The sequence below is a fragment of the Ancylobacter amanitiformis genome (genome assembly GCF_030814815.1).
Taxonomy (GTDB): domain Bacteria; phylum Pseudomonadota; class Alphaproteobacteria; order Rhizobiales; family Xanthobacteraceae; genus Ancylobacter; species Ancylobacter amanitiformis.
This window is the reverse complement of record NZ_JAUSVR010000002.1, coordinates 426800-442118: the sequence shown is the minus strand read 5'-3', so window position 1 is coordinate 442118 and position 15319 is coordinate 426800. Positions and strand designations below refer to the sequence as shown.

The window sequence follows — 15319 nt, the reverse complement described above, 5'->3', positions numbered from 1 at the left end:
AAGAGGGATGACGGCTTGCCCGGGCCGCGCTATACGTCGCTCGGCGACTGCCGGGCGTCTTGAGCCTGCGGATTCGCCGTTCTTCCCTTGCAAATCCGCCACGGTCACGGTGCGATAGTCTTGACGCTGCTCGACATCATTCTCATCGCCGTGATGGTGATCTCCGGCCTGCTCGCCATGGTGCGCGGGCTCGTGCGCGAAGTGTTCGCCATCGCGTCCTGGGTCATCGCCGCCGGCGTGACGCTGTACGCCTATCCGCTGGTCCTGCCCTTCGCCAAGCAGTACATCGCCAACGACACGTTCGCCATGGCGGCCAGCGTCGGCGGCGTCTTCCTGCTCACGCTGCTGATCGTCTCGATCATCACCGTCCGTATCTCGGACATGGTGCTGGACAGCCGCATCGGCGCGCTGGACCGCACGCTCGGCTTCCTGTTCGGGCTGGCACGCGGATTCCTTATAATGGTGGTCGCCTTCCTGTTCTTCAACTGGCTGGTCCAGAACGAACAGGGGCAGCCCAACTGGATTCGCGACGCGCGTTCCAAAGTGGTCTTGCAAAGTGCGGGTGACTGGCTCATCTCCGTGTTGCCGGAAGATCCCGAGAAGCTGATCCGCGATATTCGCAGCTCGAAGGATGCCGAGCCGACGGAGCCGCCACCCGAGCCGTTCAACCCGGCGCCGGCGTCTCCAGCGAAGCCATAATTTCACCGCGCCTGCGGGACATTCCGTCCGGGCAGCGTGCGTTGCAAGTCAGCTTGGGAAGCGGCGCAGCCTTGAACTGCGCAGAGCGGAGCGATGGTCACATGGCCAATTTTGCCGTTGATGACGTGGTGCCGAAATCGGTCGACGCGAACGATTTCTACGATGATTACGGGGACACGCTGCGCGAGGAGTGCGGCGTGTTCGGCATTTACGGGCACCCCGACGCCGCCGCCATCACCGCTCTCGGCCTGCACGCCCTGCAGCATCGCGGCCAGGAAGCGGCGGGCATAACCACTTATGATGGCCAGCGTTTCCACTCCGAGCGTCGTCTCGGCCTGGTGTCCGACGCCTTCTCCGACGGCGAGGCGATCAAGCGTCTGCCGGGCCGCATCGCGGTCGGTCATGTGCGCTATTCGACCACCGGCGAAACCATTCTGCGCAACGTGCAGCCGCTCTTCGCCGAACTGGATGGCGGCGGCTTCGCCATCGCCCATAACGGCAACCTCACCAATGGCCTGACGCTGCGCCGCCAGATCATCCGCGACGGCGCCATCTGCCAGTCGACCTCCGATACCGAGGTGATGCTCCACCTCGTCGCCCGCTCCAAGCGCCCGCGCTTCACCGAGCGCTTCATCGACGCGCTGCGGGTCATCGAGGGCGCCTACGCCTTCGTGGGACTCACCAACAAGAAGCTGGTGGGCGCGCGCGACCCGCTCGGCATCCGCCCGCTGGTGCTCGGCGAACTCGACGGCCACCCGATCCTCACCTCCGAGACCTGCGCGCTGGACATAATCGGTGCGCGCCACGTGCGGGACATCGATCCCGGCGAGGTGATCGTGTTCTCCTCCGACAAGGTGGAGACGCTACGTCCCTTCGGCACCGTCCGTCCGCGTCCCTGCATCTTCGAGTACATCTATTTCGCCCGGCCGGATTCGGTCGTCGGCGGGCGCTCGGTTTATGATGTGCGCAAGAAGATGGGCTTCCAGCTCGCCGCCGAGGCGCCGGCCGATGCCGACCTCGTGGTGCCGGTGCCCGATTCGGGCGTACCGGCGGCCATCGGCTATTCGCAGGCCTCGGGCCTGCCCTATGAGCTCGGCATCATCCGCAACCATTATGTCGGGCGCACCTTCATCCAGCCGACCCAGTCGGTGCGCGACCAGGGCGTGCGCATGAAGCACTCCGCCAACCGCGCGGTGGTCGAGGGCAAGCGCATCGTGCTGATCGACGACAGTCTTGTTCGTGGAACAACGTCTGTCAAAATCGTGCGCATGATGCGCGAGGCCGGTGCCCGCGAGGTGCATTTCCGCATTTCCTCGCCGCCGATCACTCATCCCGACTATTACGGCATCGACACGCCGGACCGCGACAAGCTGCTCGCCGCGACGCACGACCTCGAAGGCATGCGCCGTTATATCGGTGCGGACAGCCTCGCCTTCCTCTCCATCGACGGCATCTACAAGTCGATGGGCTTCGAGGGACGCGATCCCGTGCATCCGCAGTTCACCGATCACTGCTTCACCGGCGAGTACCCGACGCCGCTCACCGACCGTTCGAGCGAGGTGGCGCCGCGCCAGCTCTCGCTGCTGGCCGAAGCCAGCTGAGGCGACGCGGGGAGCGCTATGGTCGAGCTAAAGGAATGGCATCGCGGGCGGCTGATCGATCATCTCCAGCTGGTCGTCGCCGATTACGAGGGCTGCCTGCGCTTCTACAAGGCGGTGCTTGAGGTCATTGGCGTGCCGTTGATCGAGGGCGAGGGCTACTTCTTCGCCGATGAACTGTATGTGACGCCCGGCGAGCCGATCACCGGGCGCACGCACCTTGCCTTCCAGGCGGCGGATGAAGCCATGGTCCAGCGCTTCCACGCGGTCGCCCTCGCCCATGGCGGGCACGACAATGGCGCGCCGGGCGAGCGGGACTACCATCCCGGCTATTACGCCGCCTTCGTGCTGGATCCCGCCGGCAATAATATCGAGGCCGTCTATCACGGCCCCGCCACGCGATCGGCTCCCTCCGTGGTGATGACCGACCCCTCCTAGCGGGCGGACCGTGCTCGGCCTGTGCACAGGCGGGGTCATTGTCGGCGGGGGAGAGCCTTCCCGCGCGCTGCGGGTTTCCTCGCGCGGCGAATGGCTCTAGGTTTCGGCAAAATTCGGAGGATCCCCATGACCGACCTCGCCGCGCCGGAGCCGTCCGCGCGCCCGCTCGCCGGACGCATCGCCCTCGTCACCGGCGCCACGCGCGGCATCGGGCAGGCCACCGCCCTCGCCCTTGCCGAGGCTGGCGCGCATATCATCGCCCTCGGGCGCACGGCCGGCGCGCTGGAGGAACTGGACGACGCCATCGTGGCGGCCGGCTCCACCGCCACGCTGGTGCCGATGGACATCAAGGACTTCCCCGCCATCGACCGGCTGGGCGGCGCGCTCTATGAGCGTTTCGGCAAGCTCGACATCTTCATCGGCAATGCCGGTGTGCTCGGACCCATGACGCCGCTGGCGCAGGTGGAGCCGAAGGAGTGGGATGACGCGCTCGCCGTCAACCTCACCGCCAACTGGCGGCTGGTGCGCTCGCTCGATCCGCTGCTGCGCCTCTCCACCGCCGGCCGCGCCGTGCTGGTCTCCTCCGGAGCCGCGCACAAGGCCCGCGCCTTCTGGGGCACCTATGCCATCAGCAAGGCGGCGGTGGAAATGCTGGCGCGCACCTGGGCGAACGAGGTGGCCAACATCTCCAACCTGCGGGTGAATCTCATCAATCCCGGCCCGACGCGGACCCGCATGCGGGCCAAGGCGTTCCCGAGCGAGGATCCGCAGACGCTGCCGGCCCCCGAGGACATCGCCACTGCCATCCTCGCCCTGTGCCTGCCCAGCTTCGAGGAGACCGGCAAGCTCTACGATTTCCCGACGGGCAGCCTCAGGGCGTTCCCGGTTCCGGCATGATCCGGCGGCGGGAGAAGATCGCCACCGCCACCACGACGCCGACGAGCTGAAGCGCCGTGCCCACCGCTTCCGGGGCGGTCGGCAGGCGCCGCTCGAAGGCGAGGCCATAGACGAGGCCGAACACCGTCTCCGCCACGATGAGCTGCGCGGAGAGCGCCATGGGCAGGCGCTCGGACGCCACCACCCAGCCGAAGGTCCCCAGCCAGGACACGACCACGCCCAGCGCCACCACCCAGATGAAGAAGCGCTGCGTCGCCGCGCTGTTGAAATCCACCAGGGCCGGCGCGCCGGAGAGCAGCGGCAGCAGCAGCAGCGCCAGCCCCCCGCAGCCCAGCCCCTGGATACCCGTCCAGCGCAGCGCGTCCGGCGCATCCGCCCCGCGCATCACCATTGCATTGACGAGGCCATAGGCGACCCAGAACAGCAGCGCCACCACCGACAGGCCGACGCCGGCGAGAATGGCGCTGGCCTCATTCGCATGCGCCTCCTGCAGGCTCGCCACATTGACCACGCCGAGCCCCGCCACGATGAGCGCCAGCGGCCAGGCAAGGCGCCGCCAGGGCAGCGAACGTTCGTGGAAATTGGCGACGATGGCGAGCAGCACCGGCGCGGTCCCGGCGATCAGCGGCGGCAGCACGGGGCCGGCGAGCAGCACGGCATAGGAGATGGAGAGGAAATAGCCGAACGTGCCGAAGGCCCCGAGCAGCAGCCCCGTGCCCAGCATGCGGGGCGACAGGCCCGTGGGACGGAAGCGCGGAATGACCATCAGCGCCACACTCACCAGCCCGAAGATCAGGTAGCGAAGCACCGAGAGATCAAAGGCGGAAAAGGGCAGGATGGCGCGCGGCGCAATGAAGGTGAGCCCCCACAGGGCCCCGGTCATGAGGCCCGCAAGAAGGCCGATCAGCATGGCGAAAACCGATGAAGGCAGCCGCGCCGAGGGGCGCGTCGCCGGATGCGGGATGAGCGAGGTGCGTCACTTGTGCGTGGCGCGGAGTGAAGCCCGCTCCAGGAGCTACTCCTTCTCCGCGTAAGGGTTGTCCTTCTCGCGCAGGGTCAGGCGGATCGGCACGCCGGGCAGGTCGAAGCTGGTGCGCAGGTTGTTCACGAGATAGCGCACATAGCTCTCCGGCACCGCGTCGGCGCGCGAGCAGAACAGCACGAAGCTCGGCGGGCGGGCCTTGGGCTGGGTGATGTAGCGCAGCTTGATGCGTCGGCCCGACACCGCCGGTGGCGGATGCTGGTCGGTGGTCTCGCCCAGCCAGCGGTTGAGCGGGTTGGTCGCCACACGCCGGTTCCACACCTCATGCGCCTGCGCGATGGCCCGCACCAGCCGGTCCAGCCCCTCGCCGGTGAGGCCGGAGACCAGCACCACCGGCGCGCCCTTGACCTGCGGCAGCGAATGGTCGGCTTCCTCGCGCATGCGGGTGACGAAGCCGGGCTGGTCCTTCACGAGGTCGGCCTTGGAGATCGCCAGCACCACCGCCCGCCCCTCGCGCTCGACGAGGTCGGCGATGCGCAGGTCCTGTTCCTCGAAGGGATGGGTGGCGTCCATCAGAACCACCACCACTTCGGCGAAGCGCGCGGCGCGCAGGCCGTCGGCGACGGAAAGCTTCTCCAGCTTGTCGTCGATGCGGGCGCGCTTGCGCATGCCCGCCGTGTCGAACACGCGCAGCTCGACACCATGGCGCTCGACATCGACGGCGATGGAATCGCGCGTGATGCCGGCCTCGGGCCCGGTGAGCAGCCGGTCCTCGCCGAGCAGGGAGTTGATCAAAGTCGACTTGCCAGCATTGGGGCGGCCGAGCACGGCGACGCGGATGCGCCGTCCGCCCTCATTGTCGAGGTCCATCTCGTCCCCGTCGTCGGGAACCACCTCGGCCAGCGCCCGCACGAGGTCGCCCATGCCGTCGCCATGCTCGGCGGAGAGTTCCACGGGATCGCCGAGGCCGAGCGCATAGGCATCCAGCGTGCCGCCCTCGGAGCCGCGTGCCTCGGCCTTGTTCGCGACGAGAATGGTGTGCTTGCCGGAGCGCCGGGCCAGATGGGCGAAGATCTGGTCGCTCGGCGTCACGCCGGCCTTGGCGTCGATGAGGAACAGCAGCACGTCGGCGTCGTCGATCGCCGCCTCGGTTTGTGCCCGCATGCGGCCTTCGAGCGATTCGACCTTCGCCTCTTCCAGACCTGCCGTGTCGATGACGCGGAAGGACAGATGGCCGAGCCGGCCTTCGCCCTCGCGCCGGTCGCGCGTCACGCCCGGCCTGTCATCGACCAGCGCGAGCCGCTTGCCGACGAGGCGGTTGAACAGCGTCGACTTGCCGACATTGGGCCGGCCCACGATGGCGACGGTGAAGGTCATGGCGAATGTGCTCTCGCGCCGCTCACTGCGGCGTCAGCGGCGCGGGGGTCCGCGACGAGGAGGAAGCGGCAGCCGGGGCCGCGGCGGGCTCGGCCGGCGTCTCATATTTGGCGGAATTGGCCGGCTGCGGCGGGGCGGCGTTGTAGTCGACGCCGGGCACGCCTTCGGGGAAGACGGACTGGCGCGCGCCCGGCAGCTTCTTTTCCTTCTCGGCGAAGGGGTTCATCTTGTCGAGCGTCTCGCAACCCGCTGTCGCGAAGACAAGCGCGAGAACCGGCGCGAGCAGAAGGGCGCGGCGCAGTGCGCTCATGCGCCGGGAACGCGTGTGGGGCGCGACAGGGTTCATCTCGACCTCCCTCACTGAACCGCCGGAGCGGCAGCCGGCGCCGCGGGCGTGGAAGCCGCAGGGGCGGCGATCGCGGGCGAAGCATCAGCCGGCTTAACGTCAGACGGCTTGGCATCCGCAGGCTTGGCATCCGCGGGCGGCAGTTGTCCGCTGGCGAGGGTGCGCATCAGTTCGGCGACCCGCCGCAATCCGGGCGGGGTCTGGGCATCGTTCAGCACCGACGCGAAGGTCTCGGTTGCCGCCTTGAAATCACCGGCCTTGTACTGGGCAAGGCCGAGGATCTCGCGCGCCGAATGGCGGAACGCGCCCTCGGGCGTGTCGAGCGGCTTGATGCGCTGCTCCACATCGGCGAGCGGGGCTGTGTCGACCAGCAGCAGCCCGGCACGGATCTGCGCCACGTCCTGCATCAGCCGGCCGATCGCGGCATCGGCGGCGAGCGCGTCATAGGCCGCAACGGCCGCCTTCGGGTCGGTGGCGCCGAGTTCGGCCGCCGAGCGGAAGCGGGCCAGCATGCGATAACCCGCCGGGCCATCCTTGGCGATGGCGGCAAAAGCGGCTTCCGCCTCGGCGGGCTTGCCCTCGGTGGCGAGTTGCAGCGCGGCCTCGAAGCGCGCGCCGGCCGCCTGATCCTGCCTCAGCTTCCACCACTCATAGCCGCGCCAGGCGGCGACGCCGATGACGATGAGCACGGCGAGGCCGACGACATAGAGGCCGTAGCGGCTCCAGAGGCGGCTGAACCGCTCCCGACGCAGGTCCTCGTCGATCTCGTGGAAGATGTCAGCCATTGCGGATCCGTGGGCAAGGAATCGGGACGAATGTTCCGGTCCGCCGGCACGCGGGCGCGTGCGGCGGTATCGGAAAGGCGCGTAAACTAGCGATGCGGCTTCAACAAGGCAAATCGGCAGGACGACAGGACGCGCGCGCCGCCCTCCCGCCCGAAGGTGAGGCCGAGACGTGGAGGGGCGCTCCCGGCGTCATGCCACCGGGGAGGCGGGAGGAGGCGAGCGCCTCACCCCTTCTTCGGCGCGTAGACGTGCTCCGGGCCGGGGAAGGCGCGGGCGCGCACTTCGCTGGCATAGGATTCCACCGCCGCGCCGATGGCCGGGCCGATATCGGCGAACTTCTTCACGAAGCGCGGCACACGGTCGGACAGGCCGAGCATGTCCTCCAGCACGAGGATCTGGCCGTCGCAGGCGGAGGACCCGCCAATGCCGATCGTGGGCGGGGCGACCTCCTGCGTGATCTGCCGGGCCAGCGGCTCGCTGATCGCCTCCAGCACGATGGAGAAAGCACCCGCCTCGGCGATCGCGCGCGCGTCGTCGAGGATGAGCGCGGCGCTCGCCTCGTCGCGGCCCAGCGCCTTGAAGGAGCCGAGCGTGTTGATCGCCTGCGGGGTCAAGCCCACATGGCCCATGACCGGCACGCCGCGATCGGCGAGGAAGCGCACGGTCTCGGCCATGCGACGCCCGCCTTCGAGCTTCACCGCGCCGGCTCCGGTCTCCTTCAGCACGCGGGAGGCGGTGGCGAAGGCCTGCTGCGGCGAGCCCTCATAGGAGCCGAAGGGCAGGTCCACCACGACCAGCGCGCGGGAGGAGCCGCGCATCACCGCCTGCCCCTGCAGGATCATCATCTCCACCGTGACCGGCACGGTGGTCTCCATGCCGTGCATCACCATGCCGAGCGAATCGCCCACCAGCATGAAATCGACATGCGGGTCGATGAGGCGCGCGGTATGGGCGTGATAGGCCGTGAGCGAAACGATCGGCTCGCCGCCCTTCCTGGCGCGGATATCGGGCGCGGTGAGGCGACGGGCGATGGACTGGACCGACATGGGGGCAGTTTCCTCTTGTCTTTACTGGGCTTTTTATCAGCCCATCACCGGCACACCCACGATGTACGGGTGGAACCAGAAGGCGAGAACGGCATAAAGCACGAGCCCGACCAGCACGGCAACGAGATCGCCGCCCCACCCTTTCGGCGCGACCGGCAGCGGCAGGCCGCGCCGCTTCACCGAAATACGGTCGAACACCGCCCAGCCGAGAATCACCACGGCCAGCGTCATCGTCGCCGCATCGCCATTGGCGATGAGATGGGACAGCGCCCAGATCTTCACCGCCACCAGCATCGGATGCTTGAGCCACGCGCGGATATGGCTCGGCACGAGATAGCCGCCGAGCGCGATAGAGGCGAGCAGCATCAGGGTCAGCGCGATGTGGCGCATCGCCACCGGCGGGTTCCACAGCTGCGCGGGCCCGGCCGCGCGCCAGTCGCCATAGCCATAGGCGATCATCAGCACCGCGGCGATCGACACGATCGAATACACGGCGCGATAGGGGATCATTCCCAGCTGCGCCACCGCCGCCGCGCGTGCCTCGCGCCGGGTGGTGAAGACATGCGTGACGAGAAACAGCACGAGGCCGGCCAGCATCAGGATCATCGGTCGCTCCCTTGGAGGATTCGGCGCGACGCTAGAGCCTTTCCAATCACGATGCCATCATCCACCGCGCCCCCCGCCCCTGTCACAGGGTCGCCCCCCCGCGCCGCGCGGATATAAACCATGAAGGGCACACCCGCTCCCCTTCACCTCGCGCGCGTGGCACAATGTGAGAAGGATCCGGCGGGCGGGGGCCGGCAGGCGCAGTTCGGGGAGACGCGGGGCATGAGACAGGTTTTCGCCACGCTTGCGGGTCTTGCGCTGTTCGCGCTCGCCGCGCCCGATATCGCGCGGGCCCAGGCGGTGGTGGCGCATATCGACCTGTCCACGCAGAGCATGGAAGTGTGGGTGGAGGGCTGGCGCGAGCACAGCTGGCCGATTTCCGCCGCCCGCAAGGGCTACCGCACCCCGGCCGGCACCTATCGGCCGCAGCGCATGTACAAGCGTTACTTCTCGCGCAAATACGACAACGCGCCGATGCCCTATGCCATCTTCTTCAATGGCGGCTACGCGATCCACGGCACCACGGACCTGCGGCGGCTGGGGCGCCCCGCCTCGCATGGCTGCGTGCGGCTCGCCCCGGCCAATGCGCGGACGCTGTTCGGCCTGGTCAGCGACTATGGTTCCGACAACACGAAGATCATCATCACCCGCTGAACCGCCGGCAAAAGCGGCAGCGGAAGGGGCGGAAGCGACGTTCCGGTCTCACGCGGCCTTCTTCACGTCCTTGATGTCGGTGAAGACGATGCCCGGCCAGCGGTCGCCGGTATAGCCGATCATGAAGGCCGACGGGCTGAGGAAGACGAGGTCGCCGTCGAGGTCCTCGGCGGTCGACAGGCGGTTGCCGGCGGCGAACTCCTCGACACGCTTGGGATCGGCCGACGATACCCAGCGCGCCAGCTGGAATTCCGACATGTCGAAGCCGACATCGAGCCCGTATTCGGCTTCCAGCCGGTTCTTCAGCACGTCGAGCTGCAAGGGCCCGACCACGCCGACCAGCGCCGGCGAGCCATCGGTCGGTCGAAACACCTGCACCACGCCCTCTTCCGCCATTTCCTGCAGCGCCTGCTTCAGCTTCTTGGCCTTCATGGCGTCGGAGAGCTTCACGCGGCGCAGGATTTCGGGGGCGAAGCTCGGCACGCCGACGAAATTCAGTTCCTCGCCCTCGGTCAGCGTGTCGCCGATGCGCAGATTGCCGTGGTTGGGAATGCCCACCACGTCGCCGGCATAGGCTTCTTCCGCCAGCTGGCGATCCTGCGCGAAGAAGAATTGCGGCGTGGCTAGGCTCATCGGCTTGCCGGTGCGCACAAGCTTGGCCTTCATGCCGCGCGTGAGCTTGCCCGAGCACAGCCGGGCGAAGGCGATGCGGTCGCGGTGGTTCGGGTCCATGTTCGCCTGGATCTTGAACACGAAGGCCGTCATGCGCGGCTCCTCGGCCTCCACCCGGCGTTTGTCGGCATCCTGCGCGCGCGGCGGCGGGGCATATTTGCCGAGGCCCTCCAGCAGGTCGCCGACGCCGAAATTGCGCAAGGCCGAGCCGAAATAGACCGGCGTCAAGTGGCCTTCGAGGAAGCTGTCCAGCTCGAACGGGTTGCACACCTCGCGCACCAGCCCGAGTTCCTCGGTCAGCGCGGCCTCCTCCAACGTCACGTTGAGGCTCGCGATCTCCGCCATGCTCATCTGCCTGAGCGGGCCGGTCTTGCCCTCGTCGCCATCCAGCAGCCGCATGCCGCCGGTGGCGATGTCCATGGTGCCGACGAAATCACGCCCGCGTCCCACCGGCCAGGTCATCGGCGTGGTGTCGAGCGCCAGCGTCTTCTCGATCTCGTCGAGAATCTCGAACGGGTCGCGACTCTCGCGGTCCATCTTGTTGATGAAGGTGATGATCGGGATGTCGCGCAGCCGGCACACTTCCAGCAGCTTGCGCGTGCGCGCCTCGATGCCCTTCGCCGCGTCGATCACCATGACAGCCGCGTCGACCGCCGTCAGCGTGCGGTAGGTGTCTTCCGAGAAGTCCTCATGGCCCGGCGTGTCCAGCAGGTTGAACACGTGGCCCTCGAATTCGAAGGTCATCACCGAGGTCGCGACCGAAATGCCGCGCTCACGCTCGATCGCCATCCAGTCCGAGCGCGTCGAGCGGCGGTCCTTCTTGGCGCGCACCTGTCCGGCAAGCTGGATCGCGCCGCCGAACAGCAGAAGCTTTTCGGTCAGCGTGGTCTTGCCCGCGTCCGGATGCGAGATGATCGCGAAGGTGCGCCGGCGCGCGACTTCGAGCGCGATGGGAGAGGCAGCGGAGTTGGAGAGAGCGTTCATAGGCGCGGATGTGGCAGGGAAGCCGCCCGGGATCAAGGGGTGGCGGGCGCTGTGACGTGCGCCGGCTGTCCGGGCCGGCCCCTCCCTCGCCGTCATCCCGGCCGCAGCGGAGCGGAGAGCCGGGATCGTTCTTCATTCCGGTAGCGATCCCGGATCGACCTTCGGCCGTCCGGGATGACATTCCAATTATCGCCGGGCTTCCCTCAGTCGAACTGTTTCGCGTAGGCTTCCGGCTTGAAGCCGACCAGCAGCGCGCCATCCGCCTCCAGCACCGGCCGTTTGATGACCGAATTGTGCTCCTGCATCAGCCGGAGCGCCTTCGCCTCGTCGATATCGGCCTTGTCGGCTTCGTCGAGCTTGCGAAAGGTGGTGCCGGCCCGGTTCAGCAGCACCTCCCAGCCCACCTTGCCGGCCCAGTCCGCGAGATGCGCGCCATCGATGCCGACGGACTTGTAGTCATGGAACGCGTAGGCGACGCCGTGCGCGTCCAGCCAGGCGCGGGCCTTCTTCATCGTGTCGCAGTTCTTGATGCCGTAGATCGTGACCGTCACGGGGAACCTCGCTCAAGGATGCGCGCCACCGCGCGCCGCGTCATAACGCCGGCGAGATGGGCGCGATAGGCACCCGAACCGTGAATGTCGGCGATCATCTCGTCGCCGTCGAGGCCGATATCCACCAGCGCCGCCGGGCTGAAATCCGCCACCAGCGCCGTCTCCGCCGCGCTCCAGCGGAACACCCCGTTCTGCCCGGCACCGGTGATGGCGACGCGCACCCCTTCCTCGCCCCTCCACAGGAAGGCGCCGGCCATGGCGTAGCGCGAGGCGGGGTTGGCGAATTTGGCGTAGGTCGCCGTTCCACCGATGGGAAAGCGGACGGAAAGGATGATCTCGTCCGGCTCAAGCGCGGTCTCGAACAGGCCGAGGAAGAAGTCGCCCGCCGCCAGTTCGCGCCGGTCGGTGACGATGGTGGCATCGAGGCCGAGGCAAGCGGCGGGATAATCGGCGGAAGGGTCGTTATTGGCGATCGAACCGCCGAGCGTGCCGCGATTGCGCACCGCCGGGTCGCCGATCCGCCCCGCCAGATCGGCCAATGCGGGGATGGCCGCCGCGACCTGCTGCGACGCGGCCACCTCGGCATGGCGGGTCATCGCGCCGATAACGAGCGCCCCGCCCTCGCGCGCGATGCCCGTCAGGCCGGGAACGCGCGCCAGATCGACCAGGTCGCTCGGGCTGGCGAGGCGCTGCTTCAGCGTGGCGATCAGCGTCTGTCCGCCGGCCAGCAGCTTGGCCTCCTCATTCGCCACCAGCAGGGCATGGGCGGAGGCGAGTTCGACCGGCCGGTGATAGGTGAAGGGAAACATGATCGCTCCTTCCTCACGCGGTCGCGGCGGGCGAGGAGACAGGCGACGGGGCGCCCATCGCCCGCGCCCCGGCCTGAATGGCCAGCACGATGTTGTGGTAGCCGGTGCAGCGGCAGAGATTGCCTTCCAGCTCCGCGCGCACCGTCGGCTCGTCCGGCGCAGGGCCGTGGCGGCTGGCGATGTCGATTCCGGCCATGATCATGCCCGGCGTGCAGAAGCCGCATTGCAGGCCGTGATGCTCGCGAAACGCCGCCTGCATCGGGTGCAGGTGCTCGGCGCTGCCGATCCCCTCGATGGTGAGGATTTCCGCTCCCTCGGCCTGCACGGCGAGCACGGCGCAGGATTTCACCGCGACCCCGTCGAGATGCACGGTGCAGGCGCCGCACTGGCTGGTATCGCAGCCGACATGCGTGCCGGTGAGCCGCAGCCGATCGCGCAGCAGCTCGACCAGCAGCGTGCGCTCGTCGAGCGTGAGCGTCACGGCGGCGCCGTTGACGGTGAGGGTAAGGGTCTGCATCGGCCTGCTCCCGGTCGGCTCTGCGGTTGCGCCAGCACTGGCGCGGCTCATTCGACGTGGGCGACGGAATCGGCTGGCGCGGGCGACACCACGCGGCTGAAGGCGCCGAAAAACTCTCCGGCCAGCTTCTTCGACGTGCTGTCGATCAACCGCGCGCCGAGCTGGGCGATCTTGCCGCCGACATTGGCCTGCGCCTCGTAATGCAGGATGGTGGCGCCCTCCTCCTCCACCAGCCACACTTTCGCGCCGCCCTTGGCGAAGCCGGCGACGCCGCCCTGCCCCTCGCCGGCAATGTGGTAGGCGTTCGGCGGATCCAGCGCGGAGAGCGTCACGGCGCCGGCGAAGGTGGCCTTCACCGGGCCGATCTTCAGCACCACCTTCGCGACGAACTCGGTTGGCGAGGCCTGCACCAGTTCCTGGCAGCCGGGAATGCACCGGCGCAGCACATCCGCATCATTGAGCGCGCGCCACACCGCCTCGCGCGGGGCCTCGATGCGCTGGGAGCCGGTCAGGTCCATGATCCACCTTGAGTCTGCATCGAGCCTTCCATTGCCTTGCCGAGAGGCGAGCCGGCGCGGCGCACCTGAATGTCGCCGGCATGCAGCAACGCCCGTGCCAAGCGCGACGATGGACCCGCCCCCGTGCGCGCCGGCTTTCCGCGCCCCCGGTGCGAGCCGGAGATGGGCCGAACCTGCCTGCAAGTTTGGCGCCCCGTGCATAAAATTGACGCACACCGGACGATCACGAGCATTGAGCACAAATAGGAATTTACATCATTGGTCCTATGATTAGTATCATAGAAAATCGTTGATGCGCCATAGTCGGCGCCGGCACGAGCCTGCGAGTCCGCATGAACCCCTTCGCCCTCCCCTCCCGCGTCGTCGACCCCGGCGCCTATGTCGCCACGGTGGCGCATCTGCGCGAGCGCGGCATCGTACTGCCGCGCTTTTCCGAGCTGGCCGCGCCGGACACCATGCCGCCCGCCGCCCGCCGCCGCGCGGCGGAAGCGGACAGGAACGCGCCCGATGGGCGAAACCTGTTCGGCGTGCACTGGTTCAACAATGCAATGACCGTGGGCGGGGCCAGCGTGCCGTCCTTCATCGAGCTGCCGGCCAGCGTGACCGGCGTTGCCGCCCGCATCGTGGTGCTGCAGGGCCGGCATTTTCCGATGATCCACGCCCATAAGGTGCTGGCGGCCTATGCCTGCCTCGCCCCGCGCCTGGTTTCCGGCATGTTCGATCCCACCCGCCACCGGGCGGTGTGGCCCTCCACCGGCAATTACTGCCGGGGGGGCGTCGCCATCTCGCGCATTCTCGGCTGCCGCGGCGTTGCCGTGCTGCCGGGCGGCATGAGCGCCGAACGCTTCGACTGGCTGGGCCAGTGGGTAACGGACCCGTCCGACATCGTGCGCACGCCGGGCACGGAATCGAACGTGAAGGAGATCTACGACGCCTGCGCGCAGATGGCGCGGGACGAGGAGAACTTCATCCTCAACCAGTTCTCCGAATTCCCCAACTACCTCGCCCATTACGCCATCACCGGCGCGGCGGCGGGCACGCTGTTCGAGGCGCTGAATGCCTCCGGCACGCTCAGCCTCGCCGCCTTCGTGGCCGGCACCGGCTCGGCCGGCACGATCGGGGCGGGCGACTGGCTGAAGGAGCGCTACGGCGCCCGCATCGTCGCCATGGAGCCGGTCGAGTGCCCGACGCTGCTCTATAACGGCTTCGGCGAGCACAATATCCAGGGCATCGGCGACAAGCACGTGCCGCTCATCCATAACGTCACCAATACCGACATGATCGCTGGCGTGTCGGACGTGGCGACCGACGATCTCGCGCTGCTGTTCGGCTCGGAGGCCGGGCGCGCCTATCTCACGGAGCGGCGCGGCATCGATGCCGCGACCATCGAGGGCCTGTCCCAGCTCGGCCTGTCGGGCATCGGCAATGTGCTGGCGGCAATCAAGACCGCGCGCCGGCTCGACCTTGGCGCCAATGACGTGATCATCACCGTCGCGACCGACGGCGCCGCGCTGTATGGCAGCGAGCGCGCCCAGCACCTCGCCCGCAAGGGCGGCAGCTACGACCGCATCGATGCGGCGGAGGCGTTCGGCCAGCATCTGCTGGGCGGCGATGCCGACCATGTGCTGGAACTGGACCATCGGGCACGCCAGCGCGTGTTCAACCTCGGTTACTATACCTGGGTCGAGCAGCAGGGCATTTCGGTCGAGGATTTCGAGCGCCGCCGGCATCAGGGCTTCTGGAAGGGCCTCGCCGCCCATCTGCCCGTTTTCGACGAAATGATCGACCGCATGAACCGCGATGTCGGCATCGCCGACGCCGCGTGAGGAGCCGCTTGTGA

17 protein-coding genes are annotated in these 15319 nt (G+C 68.1%); 6 read left to right on the top strand and 11 right to left on the bottom strand.

The annotated features are described in order from the left end of the window. Positions 1-114: 114 nt before the first annotated feature. The 4 genes from QOZ99_RS05100 to QOZ99_RS05085 all read left to right on the top strand — a co-directional run bounded on the left by QOZ99_RS05100 (position 115) and on the right by QOZ99_RS05085 (position 3632). Positions 115-699 carry a CvpA family protein gene (locus tag QOZ99_RS05100; RefSeq protein ID WP_306888992.1) on the top strand — a complete coding sequence of 195 codons (585 nt, stop codon included), beginning with the start codon at positions 115-117 and terminating at the stop codon, positions 697-699. A gap of 101 nt (positions 700-800) precedes the next feature. After that, a complete protein-coding gene (gene purF / locus QOZ99_RS05095) occupies positions 801-2300 on the top strand; it encodes an amidophosphoribosyltransferase (protein WP_306888876.1) in 1500 nt (499 codons plus the stop codon). A gap of 18 nt (positions 2301-2318) precedes the next feature. Further along, on the top strand, positions 2319-2735 hold the full coding sequence (locus QOZ99_RS05090; RefSeq protein WP_306888875.1) for a VOC family protein: 417 nt from the start codon (positions 2319-2321) through the stop codon (positions 2733-2735). A gap of 126 nt (positions 2736-2861) precedes the next feature. Then, positions 2862-3632 (top strand): SDR family NAD(P)-dependent oxidoreductase, encoded by a 771-nt coding sequence (locus QOZ99_RS05085; RefSeq protein ID WP_306888874.1) that lies wholly within the window; start codon positions 2862-2864, stop codon positions 3630-3632. On the opposite strand, the gene QOZ99_RS05080 is transcribed toward QOZ99_RS05085, so the two are convergent. The 6 genes from QOZ99_RS05080 to QOZ99_RS05055 all read right to left on the bottom strand — a co-directional run bounded on the left by QOZ99_RS05080 (position 3607) and on the right by QOZ99_RS05055 (position 8774). Beyond that, the gene (locus tag QOZ99_RS05080) at positions 3607-4542 is read right to left on the bottom strand and encodes a DMT family transporter (RefSeq protein ID WP_306888873.1); all 936 of its coding nucleotides are present in this window, start codon (positions 4540-4542) and stop codon (positions 3607-3609) included. The genes QOZ99_RS05085 and QOZ99_RS05080 overlap by 26 nt on opposite strands. Positions 4543-4647: 105 nt before the next feature. Next, complete coding sequence (gene der / locus QOZ99_RS05075) at positions 4648-5991, bottom strand: ribosome biogenesis GTPase Der (protein ID WP_306888872.1); 1344 nt, start codon at positions 5989-5991, stop codon at positions 4648-4650. Between the two features lie 22 nt (positions 5992-6013). After that, positions 6014-6337 carry a hypothetical protein gene (locus QOZ99_RS05070; RefSeq protein WP_306888870.1) on the bottom strand — a complete coding sequence of 108 codons (324 nt, stop codon included), beginning with the start codon at positions 6335-6337 and terminating at the stop codon, positions 6014-6016. Positions 6338-6348: 11 nt separating this feature from the next. Beyond that, positions 6349-7122: a tetratricopeptide repeat protein gene (locus QOZ99_RS05065; protein ID WP_306888869.1), complete on the bottom strand. Its 774-nt coding sequence runs from the start codon at positions 7120-7122 to the stop codon at positions 6349-6351. A 224-nt stretch (positions 7123-7346) separates the two neighbouring features. Then, on the bottom strand, positions 7347-8168 hold the full coding sequence (gene panB, locus QOZ99_RS05060) for a 3-methyl-2-oxobutanoate hydroxymethyltransferase (protein WP_306888868.1): 822 nt from the start codon (positions 8166-8168) through the stop codon (positions 7347-7349). Positions 8169-8204: 36 nt separating this feature from the next. Beyond that, the gene (locus tag QOZ99_RS05055) at positions 8205-8774 is read right to left on the bottom strand and encodes an NnrU family protein (RefSeq protein WP_306888867.1); all 570 of its coding nucleotides are present in this window, start codon (positions 8772-8774) and stop codon (positions 8205-8207) included. A gap of 222 nt (positions 8775-8996) precedes the next feature. On the opposite strand from QOZ99_RS05055, the gene QOZ99_RS05050 reads away from it, so the two are divergent. Continuing rightward, positions 8997-9428 carry a L,D-transpeptidase gene (locus tag QOZ99_RS05050; protein WP_306888866.1) on the top strand — a complete coding sequence of 144 codons (432 nt, stop codon included), beginning with the start codon at positions 8997-8999 and terminating at the stop codon, positions 9426-9428. Between the two features lie 48 nt (positions 9429-9476). Here the strand turns inward: QOZ99_RS05050 and QOZ99_RS05045 are convergent, their stop codons facing one another. The 5 genes from QOZ99_RS05045 to QOZ99_RS05025 all read right to left on the bottom strand — a co-directional run bounded on the left by QOZ99_RS05045 (position 9477) and on the right by QOZ99_RS05025 (position 13479). After that, positions 9477-11084: a peptide chain release factor 3 gene (locus QOZ99_RS05045; RefSeq protein WP_306888865.1), complete on the bottom strand. Its 1608-nt coding sequence runs from the start codon at positions 11082-11084 to the stop codon at positions 9477-9479. A gap of 203 nt (positions 11085-11287) precedes the next feature. Further along, a complete protein-coding gene (locus QOZ99_RS05040) occupies positions 11288-11635 on the bottom strand; it encodes an ArsC family reductase (RefSeq protein ID WP_306888864.1) in 348 nt (115 codons plus the stop codon). Beyond that, positions 11632-12444 carry an FAD binding domain-containing protein gene (locus QOZ99_RS05035; RefSeq protein WP_306888862.1) on the bottom strand — a complete coding sequence of 271 codons (813 nt, stop codon included), beginning with the start codon at positions 12442-12444 and terminating at the stop codon, positions 11632-11634. The genes QOZ99_RS05040 and QOZ99_RS05035 overlap by 4 nt, the downstream gene beginning before the upstream one ends. 13 nt (positions 12445-12457) lie before the next feature. Further along, a complete protein-coding gene (locus tag QOZ99_RS05030; protein WP_306888861.1) occupies positions 12458-12961 on the bottom strand; it encodes a (2Fe-2S)-binding protein in 504 nt (167 codons plus the stop codon). Between the two features lie 47 nt (positions 12962-13008). Then, positions 13009-13479 (bottom strand): SRPBCC family protein, encoded by a 471-nt coding sequence (locus QOZ99_RS05025; protein ID WP_306888860.1) that lies wholly within the window; start codon positions 13477-13479, stop codon positions 13009-13011. 332 nt (positions 13480-13811) lie between these two features. On the opposite strand from QOZ99_RS05025, the gene QOZ99_RS05020 reads away from it, so the two are divergent. Further along, on the top strand, positions 13812-15305 hold the full coding sequence (locus tag QOZ99_RS05020) for a pyridoxal-phosphate dependent enzyme (RefSeq protein ID WP_306888859.1): 1494 nt from the start codon (positions 13812-13814) through the stop codon (positions 15303-15305). The last annotated feature ends 14 nt before the right edge of the window (positions 15306-15319 follow it).